This is a genomic window from uncultured Gimesia sp., assembly GCF_963976445.1.
In the GTDB taxonomy this organism is placed as follows: Bacteria; Planctomycetota; Planctomycetia; order Planctomycetales; family Planctomycetaceae; genus Gimesia.
The window spans coordinates 105825-126356 of the sequence record NZ_CAXBKP010000009.1 but is presented as its reverse complement, the minus strand read 5'-3'; the positions used below and the strand labels follow the sequence as shown (position 1 = coordinate 126356).

The 20532-nt window shown below is 49.4% G+C and carries 14 protein-coding genes; 1 reads left to right on the top strand and 13 read right to left on the bottom strand.

Translation table 11 applies throughout. The features are described from left to right. Positions 1 to 32 precede the first annotated feature (32 nt). The 10 genes from AAC022_RS12240 to AAC022_RS12195 form a co-directional block, all read right to left on the bottom strand. Positions 33 to 809 (bottom strand): FliA/WhiG family RNA polymerase sigma factor, encoded by a 777-nt coding sequence (locus AAC022_RS12240; RefSeq protein WP_339731255.1) that lies wholly within the window; start codon positions 807 to 809, stop codon positions 33 to 35. A 77-nt stretch (positions 810 to 886) separates the two neighbouring features. Beyond that, positions 887 to 1108, bottom strand: a complete 222-nt coding sequence (locus tag AAC022_RS12235; protein WP_339731252.1) for a hypothetical protein — start codon at positions 1106 to 1108, stop codon at positions 887 to 889. 374 nt (positions 1109 to 1482) lie between these two features. Next, a complete protein-coding gene (locus tag AAC022_RS12230) occupies positions 1483 to 2466 on the bottom strand; it encodes a P-loop NTPase (RefSeq protein ID WP_339731250.1) in 984 nt (327 codons plus the stop codon). Between the two features lie 92 nt (positions 2467 to 2558). Continuing rightward, entirely contained in the window at positions 2559 to 3998 is a 1440-nt protein-coding gene (gene flhF, locus AAC022_RS12225; RefSeq protein ID WP_339731248.1) for a flagellar biosynthesis protein FlhF, read from the bottom strand. 105 nt (positions 3999 to 4103) lie between these two features. Then, entirely contained in the window at positions 4104 to 6224 is a 2121-nt protein-coding gene (gene flhA, locus AAC022_RS12220; RefSeq protein ID WP_339731246.1) for a flagellar biosynthesis protein FlhA, read from the bottom strand. A 187-nt stretch (positions 6225 to 6411) separates the two neighbouring features. Beyond that, a complete protein-coding gene (locus tag AAC022_RS12215) occupies positions 6412 to 7839 on the bottom strand; it encodes a DUF1501 domain-containing protein (RefSeq protein ID WP_339731245.1) in 1428 nt (475 codons plus the stop codon). A 57-nt stretch (positions 7840 to 7896) separates the two neighbouring features. Continuing rightward, positions 7897 to 10992: a PSD1 and planctomycete cytochrome C domain-containing protein gene (locus AAC022_RS12210; protein WP_339731243.1), complete on the bottom strand. Its 3096-nt coding sequence runs from the start codon at positions 10990 to 10992 to the stop codon at positions 7897 to 7899. 226 nt (positions 10993 to 11218) lie between these two features. Continuing rightward, a complete protein-coding gene (locus AAC022_RS12205; protein ID WP_339731240.1) occupies positions 11219 to 12127 on the bottom strand; it encodes a hypothetical protein in 909 nt (302 codons plus the stop codon). 15 nt (positions 12128 to 12142) lie between these two features. Further along, a complete protein-coding gene (locus tag AAC022_RS12200) occupies positions 12143 to 13372 on the bottom strand; it encodes an SAM-dependent methyltransferase (protein ID WP_339731238.1) in 1230 nt (409 codons plus the stop codon). After that, positions 13347 to 14420 carry a prepilin peptidase gene (locus AAC022_RS12195; RefSeq protein WP_339731236.1) on the bottom strand — a complete coding sequence of 358 codons (1074 nt, stop codon included), beginning with the start codon at positions 14418 to 14420 and terminating at the stop codon, positions 13347 to 13349. Before AAC022_RS12195 ends, AAC022_RS12200 begins: the two co-directional genes overlap by 26 nt. A gap of 770 nt (positions 14421 to 15190) precedes the next feature. Between AAC022_RS12195 and AAC022_RS12190 the strand changes: the two genes are divergently transcribed. Then, entirely contained in the window at positions 15191 to 16693 is a 1503-nt protein-coding gene (locus AAC022_RS12190; RefSeq protein ID WP_339731235.1) for a hypothetical protein, read from the top strand. Between the two features lie 18 nt (positions 16694 to 16711). On the opposite strand, the gene AAC022_RS12185 is transcribed toward AAC022_RS12190, so the two are convergent. From AAC022_RS12185 to AAC022_RS12175, 3 genes are all read right to left on the bottom strand, one after another. Further along, positions 16712 to 17149 carry a hypothetical protein gene (locus AAC022_RS12185; protein WP_339731234.1) on the bottom strand — a complete coding sequence of 146 codons (438 nt, stop codon included), beginning with the start codon at positions 17147 to 17149 and terminating at the stop codon, positions 16712 to 16714. Positions 17150 to 17279: 130 nt separating this feature from the next. Next, a complete protein-coding gene (locus AAC022_RS12180) occupies positions 17280 to 19289 on the bottom strand; it encodes a site-2 protease family protein (protein WP_339731232.1) in 2010 nt (669 codons plus the stop codon). Beyond that, a complete protein-coding gene (locus AAC022_RS12175) occupies positions 19280 to 20425 on the bottom strand; it encodes a 1-deoxy-D-xylulose-5-phosphate reductoisomerase (RefSeq protein ID WP_339731231.1) in 1146 nt (381 codons plus the stop codon). Before AAC022_RS12175 ends, AAC022_RS12180 begins: the two co-directional genes overlap by 10 nt. Between the last annotated feature and the right edge of the window lie 107 nt (positions 20426 to 20532).

Sequence of the window (20532 nt, the reverse complement as noted above, 5' to 3'; positions counted from 1 at the left end):
TTGTGTGTATTTCGCTATAATGACGGGCTTGATTAAGCAAATTCCGGGCGGCGGCGTCCCAGTTGTTCTTTCAAACGGTTCACAATGCTGGAGTGCATCTGGCTGACGCGTGATTCCGATAAGCCCAAAGTGGTGCCGATCTCTTTCATCGTCAGTTCTTCATAATAATACAGAATGATAATCAAACGCTCGTTTCGATTTAGGCCTTTGGTTACCAGACGCATCAGATCCCGCTTCTGAATACTTTTGGTGGGATCTTCTCCCTTGGCATCTTCGAGAATATCAACTTCCCGCACATCTTTGTAGCTGTCCGTCTCGTACCATTTTTTGTTCAAACTCACCAGACCAACGGCATTGGCTTCGTTTTTGAGTTTATCAAACTCTTTTCGGGACAATTGCATTTTGCGTGCAATTTCTTCATCCGCTGGAGGACGACCGTGTTCTGCTTCCGCTGATTTTCGAGCAGCTTCGAGCTTACTGGCTTTGCTCCGAACCAGGCGCGGCACCCAGTCCATCGTACGCAATTCGTCTAACATTGCACCACGAATACGGGGAACGCAGTAAGTCTCAAATTTGACTCCCCGTTCCAGATCGAATGCATTAATCGCATCCATCAGTCCAAACACTCCGGCCGAAATCAAGTCGTTCAGATCTACCCCTTCAGGTAGTTTGGCCCACACTCGTTCTGCATTATAACGAACCAAGGGAACGTATTGCTCAATGAGCCTGTTACGCAGCGCCTGGTTGGTCTGATCCTGCTTGAATACCTTCCAGATTTCTGCGATTTCTTCACTGGCTTTGATGGCCATTTACTCCTCCGTGATCAACATACAGTCGTTTCAAATGGGTAAGAGATGAAAAGCATGACTGCTAAAACTTTATATAATTAATCAAGATTGTTTTTCCATTTTTCAAAACTCGCTCGCGCTGATTCTTCAACCAGTCGAGTGGCAACTTCTCCCAACACCAAACCGAGACCAAAAAATATGACTGCAGCAATAAGTGCGGATTGAGTCGCGCCAAAAAAATCAGAATGAGAGATAATCCCTCGTACCGATTCAGTCGCAAAAGCGATTAGCGATAATCGAAATGCATAATGCAGGGCCACAGAATATTCCTGGATAGAGTTTGAAAAATGCCCGGAATGAATTTCACTTCACTCCGAAGGGACCTTTGCTCGTCTATCTTTTTATATCGGCGTCCTACTCCAGAAAATTTAACCTTTCTCCTACAATTTAATTTATCGTTAAAATCTAACATTTCATCATTACTGCATGCGTAACGCGATCCCGGTGGTAAGGCTTTAAACTTAGCATTTACCAGTAGTTGAACCGCGACAACACAGACGAAGGTCTGCACGCCCAGTAAAAATAAGTTGTTAAGGGTTTCGTAAAGTGACGTGACTCAAGAGTTGGAAAGAACAGGAAAAGAGAGAGAAATGAGAGAGAATTTCCTGTGATTTCTTATCGTTGTTCCTGAGTGTTATGCGGCTTCACCAAGCAAGCGCTTCCAAAGCCGCGGAAAGTAAGACTCGTGTTTGTTTTGATGTTCTTTGACTTGATTCAGATCAATCAGATAATCAGCCAGTCGATAAATGGCCTCCGCTGCGGGGCAATCCGGGTGACTTAATATAAAAGGCTCCCGGTCATAAACGGACTGTACGACATGCGCGTCATGCGGTATCTGACCAGCCTGACTTAAGCCGGTATGTAAAAATAATTCTGTTGTTTTTTTGAGTTGCTGAAATACTTTTTCTCCCTGGTCAGTCGAAGTACATTGATTAACCAGTGTCTGTATTTCCAATGTCTGAATGGACGATAACGATTTAATCGTAGCGTAGGCATCGGCAATCGCCGTCGGTTCGGGAGTGGTCACAATCAGCACATCGTCGGCCGTCGTCACAAACTGACGAATACTGCGATGAATTCCAGTTCCGTTATCTAAAATCAAATAATCGTGTGTGGCCTCAAGTTCCTGCATCTGTCCTAACACATCTTTGCGAACCGCTTCCGAGCAATCGGCTAAATCCGTCAAGCCACTGGCACCGGTAACCACACTGACCCCCCAAGGCCCCTCCAGTTGAATTTCTTTTAAGGAACGGGCACCACTCACGACATGTGACAAATTCCAGTAGCCGTTCAGACGGGACAATAAATCGATGTTTCCTAACGCCAGATTGACATCCATCAGGCAAACCGATGCCCCGGATTGTGCTAGCGCCAGAGCCAGATTTAAGGAAATGACTGATTTTCCAACGCCCCCTTTTCCGCTGCAGATCGCGAGTGTTCGGCAGCGAGTCGTTTTATCTTTCTCAATGATCCCCGGCTGTCGTTGTTCCATCAATCCACGCAGAACCTTGGCCTGGTCTCCCCGCGATGCGAGAGACGGCTGCGGATTCTCAATCGGCTGGTCAGTAGAAATGACTTCTGCCTGACTCACTAAGATTTCGTTAACGACTGGAGCCATCTGGCTTCCCTTTTCTCTAAGTCTCGTCTTGAACAAAAACGCCTGTATTTACTGTCTGTATTTACTGTTGATTTCTTGAAAATAAAGGCCGATCAGTCTCGGCTTCTATTGAGTTGATCTTCTCCCAGGATCAAACGAGCCATGCGGGCGGCATTGGCCGGCTCGATATCATCGGGAACATCCTGACCGGTCGTTAGATAACGCACAGGTAGTTGCACATTCTGACCCAAGGTTAATAGACTTCCCATAACTGGCGCTTCATCCAGCTTGGTCAGAATCATTGACGTCGGTTTGGCAACCTGAAATCGTTTGGCAATCGCTTCCAGACTTTTCACACTGGAGGTCATACTCATGACCAGAGATACTTCATCAATGGGAACTTCGCGGAACAATTGCTCAAGTTCCTGAATTTTCAAATCATCGCTGGGACTGCGGCCGGCGGTATCCACTAGAATCAGATCCAGGCCCACCATTTCATCCAGAGCCTGCTGCATCTCGCGGGGTGTACTGACCACTTTCATCGGCAGATCGATAATTTCCGCATAGGTGCGTAACTGTTCGACCGCGGCAATTCGATAGGTGTCTACTGTGACCAGTCCCATTTTTACGTTATCACGCAACCGGAAGTTCGCTGCCAGTTTTGCAATTGTTGTGGTCTTCCCGACTCCCGTAGGGCCGACCAGCGCCACCACTTTTCGTTGTCCGGGAATCGCGCGAATCGGCATGGTACACGATAGCTGAGACTCGATTAACGCAGCCAGCAGTGCTTTGCTGGCAGTCACGTCTTTCAATTGTTCGGGGGTCGCATTTTCCTTGAGTTTTGTAATCAACTCATGAGCGATGTTTTCATCAACTTCAGCATCGATCAAATTCGTATAAATGTGAAACAACTCAGTCGGGACATCCGTTGATCGTTGTGAACGGGTTCGCCGATCCAGTGATTCCAGCATCTCCTGAATCGCATTTAGTTTTTCCGCGAACTCTTCAGTCGGGTCATAGGGTTTCTGTTCCTGTCGGCTCTGTCGCGAAATGTTTCCAGATGCTCTTTGATCGAAACGACTCCGAACGGGTGTGGGAGCCGATGTAGGAGCCGATGCAGGAGTCGGTGTAGGAACCGGTGTAGGAACCGGTGTAGGAACCGGTGTAGGAACCGGTGCAGCAGAATACTCAGACTGACGTTCGGATACAGCCGACCGCCGGGCAGGTGCTGCACTTCGATGAGAAGGGGCAGCAGGAGCATCCGATTCTGCATAGGCATTCACATTTGCATTCGTCGACTTCAAATTGGAAGCACGATGCCGCAGTCCGGAAGCTGACCGATTATTTTTTTGCACGGCAGAAGGAGTACGCACTTTGATGTCTAATCCGGCTGTGATTTCGAATTCTTCTTTCGGCTTTGACCAGGGCAGCAGACCTTTGCGCCCCGGAATCTGTTTCGTCTGCAGAATGACGGCATCACTGCCCATTTCCTGACGAACCAGATTCAGTGCTTCCTGCATCGATGCGGCTTTGAAAGTGCGAACATCCGACATGTTTCACGTTTCCTCTATTTCACGTTTCTGTTTGTTTCGTTGAGTCTTTAAATTTCAAGTTTTAGTCTTGAAGCGTCTTTGTCTCTTGTTTCGTATCTGGCTGACTCATGCGACTCCCGCCATTGGCTCTGGATTCAAATGACTCGCCGAGATCTGGCCAATGGCTTCCACATCGGTGTCGCGGGTAATTTCGTTTAAACTCAATACCACCAGACGCGGTAATAAGGGAGCGGTAATCTGTTTCAGGCCAGCTCTAATTTGTGGATTGCATAATACAATCGGGTGTCCGCCTGCAGCGACCAGCGGTTCAATCTGATTGGCAATCGCCTGTGTAATCATTTCGCCGGTCTGCGGTGCCAGTTTGATGACCAGTCCATGTTCGTTGTAATCAATGCCCGACATCATCACATCTTCGAGTTCGGGATCCAGGGTGACCACTCTTAACAGCCGTTTGCTGTCACGATACTGCTGGCAGATGGAACGAGCCAACCCATTACGGACGTACTCCGTTAGAATCATAGGCTCTTTGGTTCGGTCAGCATAATCGCCGAGTGACTGCAAAATTGTTTCCAGATCGCGAATCGGCACACGTTCACGCAGCAGATTCGAAAGCACGTGTTGTACCTGTGAAATTTTCAGAACATCGGGAATCAGCTCTTCGACTACTTTGGGAGATGATTCCTTGAGATTTTCGATGAGTGCGTGTACCTGCTCGCGGGTCAACAATTCGCTGCTGTGTTCGCGAACCACTTCTGTCAGATGGGTAATCACGACAGCCGACGGTTCGACAACGTTGAAGCCCATCAGCTCAGCACGTTCTTTTTGTCCCAGTTCAATCCATTTCGCAGGTCGTCCGAATGCTGGTTCCACGGTATCAATTCCAGGAATGTCACCGCTGGTGGCTCCCGTATCAATGGCCAGCAACCCATCCGGATAAATTGAGCCCCAGGCGACATCGACATCGCGGATTTTAATCTGGTAGTCGCGTTGTCCCAGCCGAATATTATCTCTGATGCGAACCTTAGGCAGAATGATACCCAGCTCTTGAGCAATTTTGTGTCTGATGCGTGTGACGCGATCCAATAAGTCGCCGCCTGTCGCCGGGTCTGCCATTCGCAGTAAGCCCACGCCCAGCTCCAGCTCCAGCGGATCAACAAACAGATGATCTTCGGGTTTGGGTTCGGGACGAGGCTGTGTCTGTTGTTGTGTTTCTTCTTTTTGTTTGACCACTTTCTCCGCCTGTTGCCCTTTTCTGCGAAGTATTCCGGTGATGACACATCCCACACCCAACGACAGCATCGGACCAGCGGGCAAGCCGGTAAATGCCAGAGCAAACAGGAAAGTCGCTGCCAGGAACAAGGCTTCTGGATGTCCGGAGAACTGCTTCACAACGTCACGCGGCAGATTACTGTCGACAGAAGTTCGTGTCACAATCAAACCGGCTGCCAGGGAGATCAAGAATCCGGGAACCTGAGTAACCAGACCATCGCCAATCGTGAGTGTGGTAAAGACGGTTGCTGCTTTGCCGACTTCCATGCCATGATCGACCATGCCTACATACAGACCACCGACTACGTTGATCAATGTAATGATAATACTGGCAATGGAATCGCCGCGGACAAACTTACTGGCACCGTCCATCGAACCGTAGAAATCGGCCTGTTCGGTGACTTCTTTACGGCGTTCTTTCGCTTCTTCCGAATTGATGATACCGGCATTCAAGTCGGCGTCGATCGCCATCTGCTTACCGGGCATACTATCCAGTGCAAAACGGGCAGCCACTTCACTGATACGGGTTGCACCTTTTGTGATTACCATAAATTGAATCGTGACCAGAATCACGAAGATAATCAGTCCCACGACCAATTGACCACCGGCTACAAACTGACCAAAGGCTTCAATCACGCCCCCGGCGGCAGCCGTCCCATCATTGGCACCACGCGTTAAAATCAAACGGGTCGAAGCCACGTTAAGCACCAGTCGCGCCAAAGTTGTACCCAGCAGAATCGCAGGAAAGACACTGAATTCCAGCGGGCGTTTAACGTAAATGGTAGTCATCAGGATGACGACGGAAACGGTAATATTGCAGGACAGCAAGAAGTCCATCACGAACGGAGGTAACGGCGCAATGATCACCAGAACTGAACTCACTATGACTAGTGGGAAAATCAGCCCGGTATGGCGCATGATCGATCCGGATAGACCGGTGTTAGACTCCGGTGGCATCCATGCCTCCGTAATAAACAGTAATTTGGATTAGTGAGTAGGAATTACAGAAATGTAATGATGGGATTCGCTAAGAATTTGAGATGAATAAGAGAGAGGCGAGTGATAATGCAATCTTCAAAATCTGTCCATAGGATTTCTTAATATTTCGTTCAAGTTTTATACAGTATCAGCCGAACCCTTTATTTTACGCCAGCATTTTCTGAACCAGATGGGCTTCTTCTACGCCCGTTAAGCGAAAATCGAGACCCTGGTAAAAATAGGAAAGCTCATGGTGATCAATACCCAACAGATGCAGCACGGTCGCATGAAAGTCACGGACATGGATCGTATCTTCAACTGAGTAATATCCCAACTCGTCAGTTTCTCCTATTATGACACCCGGTTTAGAACCACCGCCAGCAACCCACATTGTGAAAGCGTCGATATGATGATCGCGGCCGATCAGATCACGGGGCTCTCCCTGGGGAGTGCGGCCAAATTCTCCCCCCCAGATTACCAGCGTATCGTCCAACAGCCCCCGCTGTTTCAAATCTTTCACTAGCGCTGCTGATGCCTGATCGGTTTCCAGACAGCGTGCATCCAACGATTCCCCCAGGTCGGTCCCTTTGTTCCCGTGGTGGTCCCAGTCGGTGTGATACAATTGGACGAACCGGCAGCCTTTTTCGATTAACCTGCGTGATAGCAGGCAGTTACGAGCAAAAGAGGGCTTCGCGGGATCCACACCATATAGATCGAGTGTTTCTTTGGTCTCGCCGGAAAGGTCCATCAACTCGGGTGCACTGGACTGCATGCGATACGCCATTTCGTAAGCGGAAATGCGAGTCGAAATTTCAGGGTCTCTCGTTTTCTCCAATCGCAGTGTATTAAGTTGATTTACGGTATCGATAAATTCCGACTGCCGTTTCGCATCAATTCCGGCTGGATTCGACAGATTCAAAATGGGATCAGCACCATTCAGAAAGGGGACTCCCTGATAAGTCGTCGGCAGAAAGCCGCTGCCCCAAAGGGGGGCCCCGCCTCGGGGACCGCGGGGACCAGACTGCAGCACCACAAAGCCGGGCAGGTTTTGTGATTCACTGCCAATCCCATATGTTACCCAGGACCCCATACTGGGACGCCCGAACTGCTGCGTGCCCGTATTCATGAACAACTTGGCCGGTCCATGATTGAACACATCCGTTTTCATGCTCTTCAAAACAGTGATATCGTCGGCAACACTCGCCAGATGCGGAATCGCATCTGAGAGTTCCGTTCCCGAGGCACCATGCTTTTTGAATTTGCGGCGCGTCCCCAGCAACTTGGCGTCTTTTTTCAGAAACGCAAATTGCTTGCCTTCGACATAGGATTCCGGGATGACATCACCTTCCAGCTCCTGGAGTTTCGGTTTGAAGTCAAACAACTCCAGTTGGCTCGGCCCCCCCGCCATAAACAGATAGATCACATTTTTCGCTTTGGGAGGATGATGTGTTTTTCCCAGCGCGGAAGGATTGGCTTGGGCATGTTGCTCATTCTGCAGCAGCGCAGCCAAACCAATCGCACCGGCTCCCACGGCGCAATTTTCAAAAAAATGGCGTCGTGTCTGTTCGCGTAATACGAGATCGTCCAAACTCATCCGCTGACTCCTTGAATGCGATGTATGATACAAACGGCATCCAGATTGAGAAAAATATTATTCGCGTGTGATAAACTCATCCAGATTCAGCAAGACGCGGGCCACAGCCGTCCAGCTGGCGGCTTCCGCGACATCGATTGTTTCCGGTCTATTTTTCGAAGCAACCTGAGCCGCTTCTTTCGGTGATTTCTTAAAATGCGTCCGCTGTTCCTTCAGATAACGGGTCAGAACTTCCAACTCGTGATCGGCGGGAGATCGGGAGAGACAGATTTGAAAGGCCTGTCGCAATCGACCTTCATCATAATCGGGACCTTCCGTGAGAATCCGTACGGCGAAACCCTGGATCAATTCAAACAAAGAATGATCATTGGCCAGTGTTAACGCCTGCAACGGGGTATTCGAGCGGACGCGACGGGTACACGTCGTATTACTGTTCGGCGCATCGAAGGTCGGCAGCATCGGATACGGACTCGAACGCCAGAAATACGTATACATGCCACGGCGGTAACGGTCTTCGCCTTTGTCTTCCGGCCAGCTCTTTTTGTTCTGTGTCAGAACATAAATCCCCTCGGGTTGAGGCGGATAAACACTTGGGCCGCCAATTTTCCGAGTCAACAAACCACTGCTGGCCAGAAACATATCGCGGATCGACTCTGCTTCCATTCGAAAACGATTCTGTCGGGAAAGCAGTAGATTTCGCGGGTCCTGTGACTGATTGGCAGGGTTAAAGTCCGATGCCTGACGATAGGCGGCCGACATCACAATCAGCCGATGTAGTTTTTTCATATCCCAGCCAAGATGCATAAACTCCGCAGCCAGCCAGTCGAGTAGTTCAGGATTCGTCGGGTCTGTCCCCTGGGTCCCGAAATCGTTTTCTGTTTCTACAATCCCTTTACCAAAGAAGCGTTGCCAATAACGATTGACGGTGACCCGCGCCGTGAGAGGCTGCTCGGCGCTGGTCAACCAATTCGCAAAATCCAGGCGAGTCGGTGATTTCACAGCAGCGGGCATCGGCGGCAAGATGTCCGGAACTCCCGGGCTGACAGGTGCCCCCGGTGCCAGGAAATTACCCCGCAAGAGAATAAAAGATTCGCGTGGCTTGGGAAGCTCCTTCATGACCATCGTCGTCACAATGGCTTTATTCAGTTTCGTCTGTTCTGCTTTCTGCTTTGTCAGCCGCTGATTCAGTTGAGACCAGGTAGAGTCTGACTGATGAAATGCCTGTGTTACCGTCGTCTTCTGCTTTGCATCCCATTTATCTTCCGGCTGCTTCAGGATGGCAATGATCGCAGGATCGACGTTTAACACACTGGAATCCACGGTTGTCATTGATAATCGGAAACGGCCGACATTGTATTTCGCATTTTGCGTCTGTGTTAATGTAACGCGCAACTTCAATGGTTCAGCAGATTCAAGCGGCGAGTTCCACTTGATGATCGCACGACGATTGACATTCATCTGCCCTTGTTTCACGTTGATCGCCCAACCGGTTTTTAGATTATTATCCACCAGATAACTGGCCGGATAGTTCTCTTGCGAATGGTCGGCTGAGGCCTGAGCTAACTTCACCGGTTCAAACTTTGACCAGCCCATTTTTGTCTGATGAGAGACTTCAACGGCGATTTCACTGAGTACAAAGTTTCCATTGCCGGCCCAGCCCGGCCCCATTTTCGGAAGACTTTCATGCGTGAGCACTTCCAGTCGCAGACCCGTCGTTCCCGAGGGAATGGTCGTCGTTTCGACGACATACGTATCATTGTTGGGGATCGTTCCACCTACCAGCAGCGAATGATCTTCCAGAACCGTGATCGTCGCGCCGTTCTCCGATTTTGCAGTCTCTGTTTGCAGAATCGCCCACTGCTTCTCGGAATCTTTCAGACTCTGCTTCAGAGTCTGTTTCCACGACTGAAATTTTGGTTCCCGCAGTTTTTTGCGTTCTACCAGTTGTTTCTCGATCTTTGCTACATCTTGTTTGAGGTTTGTCTGTTTTGTTTTTTGTTCATCGCTTGGCAGCGCTAAGGTGGGTGGCGCGCTGTTAATATCAGCCGTACTGTTGAAGATCGCATAGAGTTGATAAAAGTCACGCTGCGTCAGGGGGTCATACTTATGTTTATGACACTGTGCACAACCCACGGTCAGACCAAGAAACGCAGCCCCCGTAGTATTCACCCGGTCCACGACCGCTTCGACACGAAACTGTTCCGGGTTCGTGCCCCCTTCCTGGTTGATCAGCGTATTTCGATGAAAGCCGGTCGCAATTAACTGCTCGGTCGTCGGGTTGGGCAGTAAGTCGCCCGCCAGTTGTTCCTTCACAAATTGATCAAAGGGCATATTCTGATTAATCGCGTTGATCACCCAGTCTCGGTATTTCCAAATCGATCGCGGGCCATCAATCGTAAAGCCGTTCGAATCAGCGTAACGAGCCACATCCAGCCAGTGCCGCGCCCAGCGCTCACCATAGTGCGGCGAAGCCAGCAGCCGATCGACGAGCCGCTCATACGCCCCCGGCCGGGTATCCGCCAGAAATTGCTGCACTTCTTCCACAGAGGGGGTCAGCCCTGTCAAATCCAGACTCAAACGTCGGATCAACGTGCTGCGTACTGCTGCTGCAGCCGGTTTCAGTTTGTTCTGTTCTAACCGACTTAAAATAAAACTATCGATTGGGTTCCTGCCCCAAGCCTTCTGTTTCACCTGGGGCAGCTTCGGTCGTTTAATCGGTTGAAACGACCAATGATTCGAAATAATTTGCGACTCTTGCAGAGTCCGTTCCGCTTCGGGAATCTGGCCACCCTGATCAATCCATTGTTGAATCAGCAATATTTCTGCTGGCTTCAACGGGCTCTGATCGTGAGGCATCTGCGGAATTTTGCCTTGCCCGGACAGACTCAGAAATAGAGGGCTCTCGGCGCTCTTCCCGGGAATCACCGCTGGACCCCGGTCTCCCCCTTTAAGAATGTTCGCGCCAAAATCCAGCCGCAGCCCCGATTCTTCGACGTCTTGAGAATGACAGTCATAACAATGCTGCTTCAGCAGAGGTCGAATTTGTTTATCAAAATCGACCTGTGATTGCTTCTTCTCAACAGCCACACCTGTCTGTACTGCGACAAGCAGGATGAATACAGCGGTTGTCACTCGTCTAAACACATTCCGCATTGGTAAACCTGAATCAAAAATGAACTGCGTTTCTGTGATCAAAGATCAATCTCGTTCCCACCCTGGTTTACGATACAGAAAGCCGATTTGCTGGAGAAGCATGGAAGGTCGCGCGTTATTAAATGAGATTAATGATCAGCGTACCAGCAGAATCAGCAGATTGCAAGTTTTTGTTGAATGTACAGCGCCAAAACCGGCTGATTGCAACGATTTTCGTGTGAACGACTTATTCGCCTTCAATCCGCAAGGCGGTAATTTTGACGGGCTCTGCATCCGCCAGAAAGCTCAGATAACATTCTTTGCCCGATTGCTGTGCAGGCTGCGTACAGGTCAGCACGCGATGTCTGCCGATGCTGATCACAAATCGGTTCCCTGTACCCACAAAGCGAATCCGAACCAATTTTGACTTTGGATTCTCTTTCAGTTTCAGTTGGACACGTTTCAGTTCTTTGGTCGCGTCCTTTAACTCTGCAGACACACTGATCGAGTCATGTTGAAAGTGCACTGAACTCGTCACTAGCACGGTTTCCGGATGTGCCGGGTCTCGAGTCAACAACTGCAATTCAAACGCGGGAATCCGCTGCTCCACTTCCACGGAAAAACTGACACTGATTTTCTGATAAGGTCGCACAAAAGTCGCTGTAGAAATCTGATCCGGACTGGATTCCATTCCCTCATCGGTAAACTTCCAGCCTTTGCTTTTCCAGAGCAAACGATAAAACGGGTTTTGCCAACTCGTCGATTCTAACTCGCCTTTATTAATGGTGCCGACATCGGGTAGTAAAGCTTGCCGATTCGCCGCCTGTGTCAGCACGATCTCCGTCTGTGGCGTTGCCTGTGTCAGCGATGTATCGGGAATCTCTTGATCAGAAAGCGATTCATCAAGTTGAACACCGGAAGTAACAGATTGCGGAACTGGTGAGGCTGGTTTGTTTTCGGTCTTTGCAGATATCGTCTCTGGTATGGTCTCCGGTATGGTCTCCGGTATGGTCTCCGGGCGCGTTCGAACCGATTCCCGACTTTGAATCTTATAGATCAACAAACCAGATACCAGCGTGATAAAAATGACCAGACCGACTCCGGGTTTGATTCGTTTGAGATTGCGCGTCTTATCTTCCAGCTCATCTGGCATCATTTAAACTACCCCGTCTTACCGTGACGATTCACACAATTCCCGAAACCGAGCACCCAGTGCACGTTCCAGGTAAAACGATTCTATTCCAAACTGCCCCTTGAGTGATTCATACTGCCCGACGAGCTCGTGCAAATCACGGACGCTCAATTCCGACTGCCGTTTGACCGCCTTGATCAATAAATTCTTAGGAGTATGTTCCGTATCGATGAATTCTATAACCTGCGCGCGATATCCGCAAATTTCCAGTGCCAGTGACCGCAAGGCATCGGTTACCAAAGCCGCTGTTTTTTCTTTTAGAATCCCATGCTGCAGCAGTCCTTCCAGCGGTTTACTTGTGATCTGCTGAAAGATTTCATGCTGACAACAGGGAACCGCCATGATCACCGACGCTTCGGATTGAATCGCAGACGCCAGGGCGGCATCGGTGGCAGTATCACAGGCGTGTAGTGAAATCGAAAGATCACATTTTTGTAGAGACACATCAAACTGAGAAATATCGCCAGTCTGAAACGAAAGTCCCCGGCACTGCAACTGGTCCGCGATACTCTGACAATGCTCAACCACCGTTCGCTTCAGATCGAGTCCTGTAATCTGTACCTCGCGCTGCAACACTTCCGTAAAGAAATAGTGCGTCGCAAACGTTAGATAACTTTTACCACACCCGAAATCAACAATCTGTAATTCCCCCGTCTTAGGCAGACCGGGAACAATATCGTTAATGAATTCCAGATATCGATTGATTTGACGAAACTTACGGTACTGCGCCGATTTTACTTTGCCGGCCTCCGACATCACCCCGATCGCTTCCAGAAACGCGCAAGGAGTCCCTTCGGGAATCAGATACTGCTTGCTACGGTTATGCGACTCTGCCTGCAGAGGCTTGGCTTTGGTGGGCGCATGCGTTTTGAGACGAACGGTTCCCTGTTTTGTTTTTTGAAAATGAGAGTCGGCTACCTGCGTATAAAGGTATCCTTCCCGAAAATGATCCGCCCATAATTCTACGATGCGCTGCACAGCTTCAGCAGGCAGCAGATTCTCATGAACTTCCTGCTGCCCTTTGGAAAGGGCGATCTGAAAATGAAGGGTGTCTTTGAGGATCACAGGACGCACCATCACCTTTTTCCAGGCAGACGTACGCTTTTCAATTGGTTTACTCAAAACCAACTGAATGTAAGTCCCCTCGCTGAGTGTCTGCATGACCTCAGCAGGTAAACTGGTCTCAAGGTGTGAGGGTTGAGGTTTCATCGAGTGAGATCGGATCCTGTAAAAGGCTGAGAGTTTCTCGTTTGCGATAAATAGACTGTGCCAGACCGGTCAGTATCGGAATCGCAATGATCTGACAACCGACGATGATCAGATACAGCATGCCCGACGTCTCTCCCGGCAGAAGCGTCAAATATTTCCCCAGCAACAGTTGTAATACTAAGATGCTGGCAACAAAAGCAGAGGCCGGCAGTGGCTGATGTTCCACACTCCGGTTTCGGACGGCAATCTGAAAGCAAGCCAGACAAAACGCCGCCAGGAAGCCGACGGTCACAACCTGCTGCCATCCCAGATACAAACCAATCAGAATTAACAGGCAACTTGTTCCCGATTGAAACAGAGAGCTCGGTTTCTCTCTTTGAACCACGAGCGGCCAGCTATACAAGAAGCCCACAATCCCGCCATAAAACAATCCCCACCATAGTGTGATCAACGACGCACTCTGAAAGCCCCAGTGAAGTGAACCATGATAATGCAACTCTTTCAATATACTATCACCGGCAGACGGCTCGCTTGCCACCGCAATCATCGCAGGCACCGGATGGAGTTCCGGCAAAAAGACGCCTGCCGAAAAGCCAATCAGAAAACACCACATCAACAAGCGTAAGGGAATCTTCTGGAGATCAAAGTGAATATATGCAGCTGCCAGAATCACAACGAACAAATAATTATAGTAGAGATCAAGGGCAATCAAATCCCAGGTATTTCCCTCCAGACTCTGGTAAGCGCCCCAAAACTTATTCGGAATCCGGTAAGGCAGAAACCGACCGCCTGAATGAACGAGCGAGAAATACAATAGTAGAAAAAAACAACCGACGATCGCTTCGACAATCGGATACCGCATTGAGATCGGCGCCTGGCAGGTTCGACATTTCCCGCGAAGCAAGAGCCAACCTACAATCGGTAGATTATCACGTGTTCGAATGGGAGTCTCACAGATCGGACATCGCGACTTGGGTTTGGAAATGTTCAACCCCAGCGGCATGCGATAGATGACCACATTTAAAAAACTGCCAATTACTGATCCCATCACAAAGCACCAGACTGCAGTAAAAACCTCCAAGACCCACAAGTTGAGACTTGAGGAATACACTAACATCGGTTGCATGGTTCAGTGTCTATCTATGTGTTTTAACTGTTTCACAATACTGTGTTCTTGTTACCTGATCGACACGCCACTGCTTCACAATTGAAGAAGCGTTAGTCGGACGCGCTATTCATTAAAAACGCGCAATTCAACGCGTCATTGACTTCATCAAAAATTAAAGAATTCCAGCATTTTGCACAATTCCCCCATTCCGGAACTCTGGAAAAATGCGGAGCACAATTCAAACCAGACTAATTCGAAACATCATAATTAGATCCGAATCGAAAATACATACACCATCTTACGTAACTGGTACCCCCCTTTTCTGAAAGTGGGACGAGTTGCCGCTTTCTCCGAATCCTCGGTCAACACAATCAATTACATCTACCGATAATTTATACATATCAATATTAAGAAAATGAGGACCTCGACTCCTTCGGATACGAATCAACTCTCTCAAAATTCCATCTAATCGTATGTGAAAGAGTCTCTCAAGAAGTAAGCAGCATTCAGACTCGTCAGAGTCTGAAACTCAAACCTGATCAGATGCAGAGTTCACTCTTCATTTTGACAGGGGAGGCTTCTTACTTCCTACTGAACACAGAGAGACCATCCAGAATCTTGCCCGGAAACTCAAACGCTCACTGTCGTTTCCTGCAATAATCAATCTACAACTTGTCGATATTGGAAAGAATACAGAAATGAATTCAAGGATGATGCCCCACCTTTGGATTAAATGTTCAACATTAATCGTATTCACAACCGTCCTGCATGCTGCCTGCGATGTTCAAGCAGCACCAGGACCTCGATTGCTCGTTCCGGAAATCAGCGATCAACCGACTAAAATACGACAGGTCACCACCACTAAAACAGAAGTGGAAAAACCACTGGTTGCCCGCAAACCGGTATTGAGCATTGAAGCCCAAAAGCCGGATCTCGTCGCAGACGACGCGACTAGCAAGAAATCGAAGACAGACACCGTTCCCGAACCCAAACCGTTCCCGGGAATTGCCAAAAAAACAACGCCTTCCATGGAAAAGCCAAAAGCACCGGAAGTCCCCAAAATTGTCGATCCGCTTGACAAACTGGTTGATGAAGCCATTGAAGTGTCGCATCGCAGAATGCTGCACACCAACGTACATACTCCCTGGCAGATCGCCCATGGCATTCTGGCCCTCCGCTGGGAATACGCACTGTATCAAGACAAGAAACGGATCAGAGCCATCGACTGGGTCTCAACCGGCCCCAGCTTCCGTGGCCGCCCCTGGTTCATTACCACAGACAAAGGTGGTAAAGGACACCCCTTTACCGAACCCTATGCCTTTGAAGGACACCCTAATCAGTTCCTCGCTTTTTATGGTATGGCCGGCATCCCCCTGGATCATAAATTTAACACGGGCGAAAAAACGATCACCATCGCTGACATGATTCGTAATGCCAAAGCAGAAGTGAATACCGAAGAAGAAATTACCTGGACACTCTGGGCATTTTCACGCTATCTATCTTGGAACACAGAATGGACCAGCAACAGAAGCGAAGAGTGGAGCATTGAAAAGCTGGTTCAAGTCCAGATGCAGTCAGAGCCCACCAAGTCGGCCTGTGGCGGAACACATGGCTTGTTCGCCTTAGCGAGTGCAGTCAACAGCTATGCCAAAGATCAAAAGCAACTTCGCGGCACCTGGCTGGAAGCCAGTATGCGAGTGCGTCAATATATTGAGTCTGCCCGGTCGATGCAGAACCGTGACGGTTCTTTCTCGTCGAAGTATTTTGAAGGTCCAGAATATGCCAGCGATGTCAACAAACGGGTTTCAACAACCGGACACACTCTGGAATTCATCATGGAAGCCTTGCCTCAGAAACGTTTGAATGAGCCCTGGGTCAGAAGTGCGGTCGCTCGGATTGCCAATGACCTGATTCAATACAAGACTCAGCCTCTGGAACCAGGTGGCATGTATCATGCGATTGACTCTCTGGTCATCTACCGCGAACGCACTCGCCCGACCTATGCCGAAGAGCTGGAGGAGTTCGCAAAGCAGAAAGACTTTGATCAACCAGAACCGTCAGAACCGATTGTTGGTTACTCAAAGCGATTTCTGGAACAACAGCAAAACACAGCGCAAAATAATCAGGGACAGCCACAATATCGCAATAGTAATCAATCCAGCCAGCCTCCCACACGACAGGCACGCCGTCGCCGGTTCTCACGCTTCCGCTAAGACAGACTGACCAGATACTTATTCTGTTTCGGTCTCAGGCGAATCGACGTTCGTGTCTTTGATATTCCGAACGGAAGGCACCCAGGTCCGCTGATCATCAACCGTCTCACGGATCGACTCCAACGTCGGCGGTTGGTTATTTCCATAATCAACATGGCTGGAACGTTTTCGGGGCCGCGGCTTGTACTCGCAAGTCTCGGCTTCTTTCTTTTTCCACCAATGCCACATGCGGAGTGTCTCTTGTTGCGTTTCGGGCGGCTTATCGCGCAATAGCCACAGCACTAACAGTAGTACCGTGATCACGCCAATCGCGACGATCATGGGCCTGCCCGGTGGTTCACCACTGCTGACCACAACAAACACGCAGGCAAACAATCCCCCGACCAGTGTAAACACTGTCGCCAACCAGGCCGCCGCCTGATCTCCCGAACTATGAGGGGATCGCCCTGCTGTCATCTGTAGGCTCTCCGATGTACTACACCTGATTTGAGATATGACTTGCCGTTCTTAGAACAGCCAGGAAATGCTGAGTATCATATCAGGATAGCAAATTTTTTACGTACATCAAAATATATTTCTGTTTCGCTTACAGGAAAATATCCAGATACAACACGAAGAGCATCAACCCCAACACGAAAATCATGCCGACATAGGTAGCCGCAGCCAGAACCTGTTCGTTGGGTCGTTTTCTGGTAATTCCTTCCCAGCACAGAAATACCATATGGCCGCCATCCAATACAGGAATCGGCAGGAAGTTCAACACGGCCAGATTCACGCTGAGAAAACCGAGGAATAACAACAGTTCGGAATACCCTTGATGTGCGACCTCATATGCCACTGATGCAATTTTTACCGGACCGCTCAATTCCAGAGGAGAAACACGTCCCGTAAAGAGGCTCTTCAAAGTCAGGTAAATATCTTTCGCAGAGTTGGTCGTGTAAGCGACTCCCATTCCCAGTGCCTGTCCCATATCGCTCGCCTGCTTCGTTTCCCGCAGCAGTTCCATTTTGATTCCCCGTACGGGAAGAGACCACTGTTCTCCCGCTACCTGTTTCGGATTCACCCAGGGAATCATTTTGACCTCGCGCAACTGTCGTTTATTGCTGACAGTCAATTCCACAGGCCAGCCCGGACGCATCTGAATTTGCCAGAACGCATTGGCCCAGTTCACATTTTTGTCATCGAATTCATAGCTGACTTCAGGCATGTCTCCCCAGTCAGCAGAGGTTTGATTTTCCGGCAGCATGATCTTGATTTTTTTGATCCGCTCATCCGGCTTAATTCCCGCTTTGTCAGCTGGGCTTCCCTCTTCTACTTTGAGTACCGTTGGAATCACATGGAAGGCTATCCCCAGTGAACCTACTGATAGAGGCGTATTCGGATAAATCGGATGTTCCAGCCAGGCTGGATTGTCCAGTGGAACCACATTCAAATTGACTTCGGTCGGATTCGCCGCATCCTGTTGTCGTTTGACAACCATCGCAACGGTTTCCCCCGCTTTGTCTGCAAAATAATTTGGCAGGCGTAAAGGGTTTAATGCTTTCCCCACATCTTGAGCATCAATATGCGTAATCTTGTCGCCCACTTTCAAACCAGCGCGTGCCGCTGGTGAACCATCCTGGATCGATTCAATCTGCCCGATATCCATCCAGAGCCCCAGGCTGTGGAAGGGATTATTTCCCACTGTGATTTCCACGATTTCCGTAGCAGGCGTCCCCTTGCGATTGACCCCCGTTTTTAACGTCTGATTGCTTTTGGCAGCAAACGATCGTTGTAACTGGGCATAATTCTCGATTGGTTCGCCGTTGATGGTTCGGAATGTGTCTCCCTGCAAAAAACTTGGTTCCGCTTTGGCAGCCGCTGTTCCTTTGCTGGTGACGCTGGCGCCGGGATCCTGATACGAGGGAATCTTCAGACTGTTGGCAGGAATCAGACCAATTTGAGGCCGTGTGCCTGTGCGGTCCGGCGTGATGGAAACTTCAAATTTCTCACCATTCAGATGAGTTCCTTCCATCGTGATATCACCCTCACTGAAAGCACTGCTGCGGATGATATCCATATAAGAAGTGGCTTCTTCGCCATCAATTTTTTCGATCACATCACCAGGTTGAATTCCCGCCTGCCAGGCTGGCATTCCCGGAATTGCTGCCCCGACCACACTGGGCATTGAAGCCACTCCCATGCGGAACGCAAGCGCAAAGAACAACATCCCCGTGATGATATTCATAATCACACCCGCCGAAATAATACCCATTCGCTGATACACGGGCTTCGCGGAATACGAACGGGGATCGAGGGCAATTTCTTCACTGGTCAGCTGGCTGGGATCGACATCATCCTGCCCCAGCATTTTGACGTATCCACCAAAGGGGATGATCGACAATGCATACTCGGTCTCGCCGTATTTGAAGCTGTAAATAATTGGCCCGAAACCAATACTAAACCGTTCGACTTTAACATTGCACCACTTGGCAACGGCAAAATGCCCTAGTTCGTGAAAGAAAATGACCAGCCCCAGCCCTAATGCTACCAGGGCGATGTTGGTAATTTTGCCAACGAGGGTTCCTAACAATAAACCGGACAACACTACTTCCACTTTTTTATCTCCTTGCGAGCCCAGCCATCCAGAAGAAACAGTTCTTCCAGATCAGGGTCAGGATCGAATTGATGTGATTCTAATACTTGTTGACAGGATGTCGCGATATCGCAAAAACGAAATTCACCCGCCAAAAATCGCTCAACAGCAGCTTCATTCGCCGCATTCAACACCGCACCGCACGTTCCCCCTTTTTCTGCAACTTCAAATCCGAGTCGCAACGCAGGGAACGCTTCCAGGTCAGGTGGTTCAAAGGTTAGTCCAAAAGCCTGGCTCCAGTCCATCGGAGTATTCAGGCCCGCTTTTCTATCAGGATACGTAAGTGCGTACTGAATGGGAAGCCTCATATCGGGAGGCGAGAGCTGTGCCACCACCGATCCATCCACAAATTCCACCATCGAATGCACGATTGACTGCGGATGGACGACCACCGAAATTTGTTCAGCAGACAAATTAAACAGCCATTTGGCTTCAATAATTTCCAACGCTTTATTCATCATCGTGGCAGAATCGATGGTAATTTTCGGCCCCATCTCCCAGGTAGGGTGGGCCAGGGCACTTTCTGGGGTGACATGTTCCAGTTCTGAAAGTGTCGCACCGCGAAATGGTCCCCCACTGGCGGTCAAAATCACACGTTTCACTTCCTGAGGTCGTCCTGCCTGCAATGCCTGAAATATTGCATTATGTTCACTATCCACAGGCAATAAGGTCGCATTATTACGTGCCGCCAGGTCCATAATGAGTGGCCCTGCAACGACTAACGTCTCTTTGTTGGCAATGCCGACCGTTTTACCAGCTTCAATCGCAGCCCAGGCTCCTTTCAAGCCGGCAGCTCCGACAATCCCACAAATCACGATATCCACCTCATCGGACGACGCCACACGTTCGATCTGGTCCTCTCCAAACAGGAGTTCCGTGGAATCGGAAAAAGCATCAGTACTCACGGTCGACTTCAACGCCGCATTACTCAGCACAGACCAGCGAGGCTGAAACTGCTGAGACTGCTGCGCAAGTAGATCCCAGCTGTTATGTGCGGTAATCGCAGTGAGCTGCATTTCCTCGGGATGGGCGGCAATCACATCAAGTGTACTGGTACCAATCGAACCCGTAGACCCGAGAACGGCTATTCGCTTCATTCGACCCTGTTTTCTCATCCTCAGTCGGTATAATTGACTGTGTTATCGATACTTTAAGAGCGGAAAAAAGACATGTCTCGGTTCAGTTTTTTGCCCTAACCACCAAC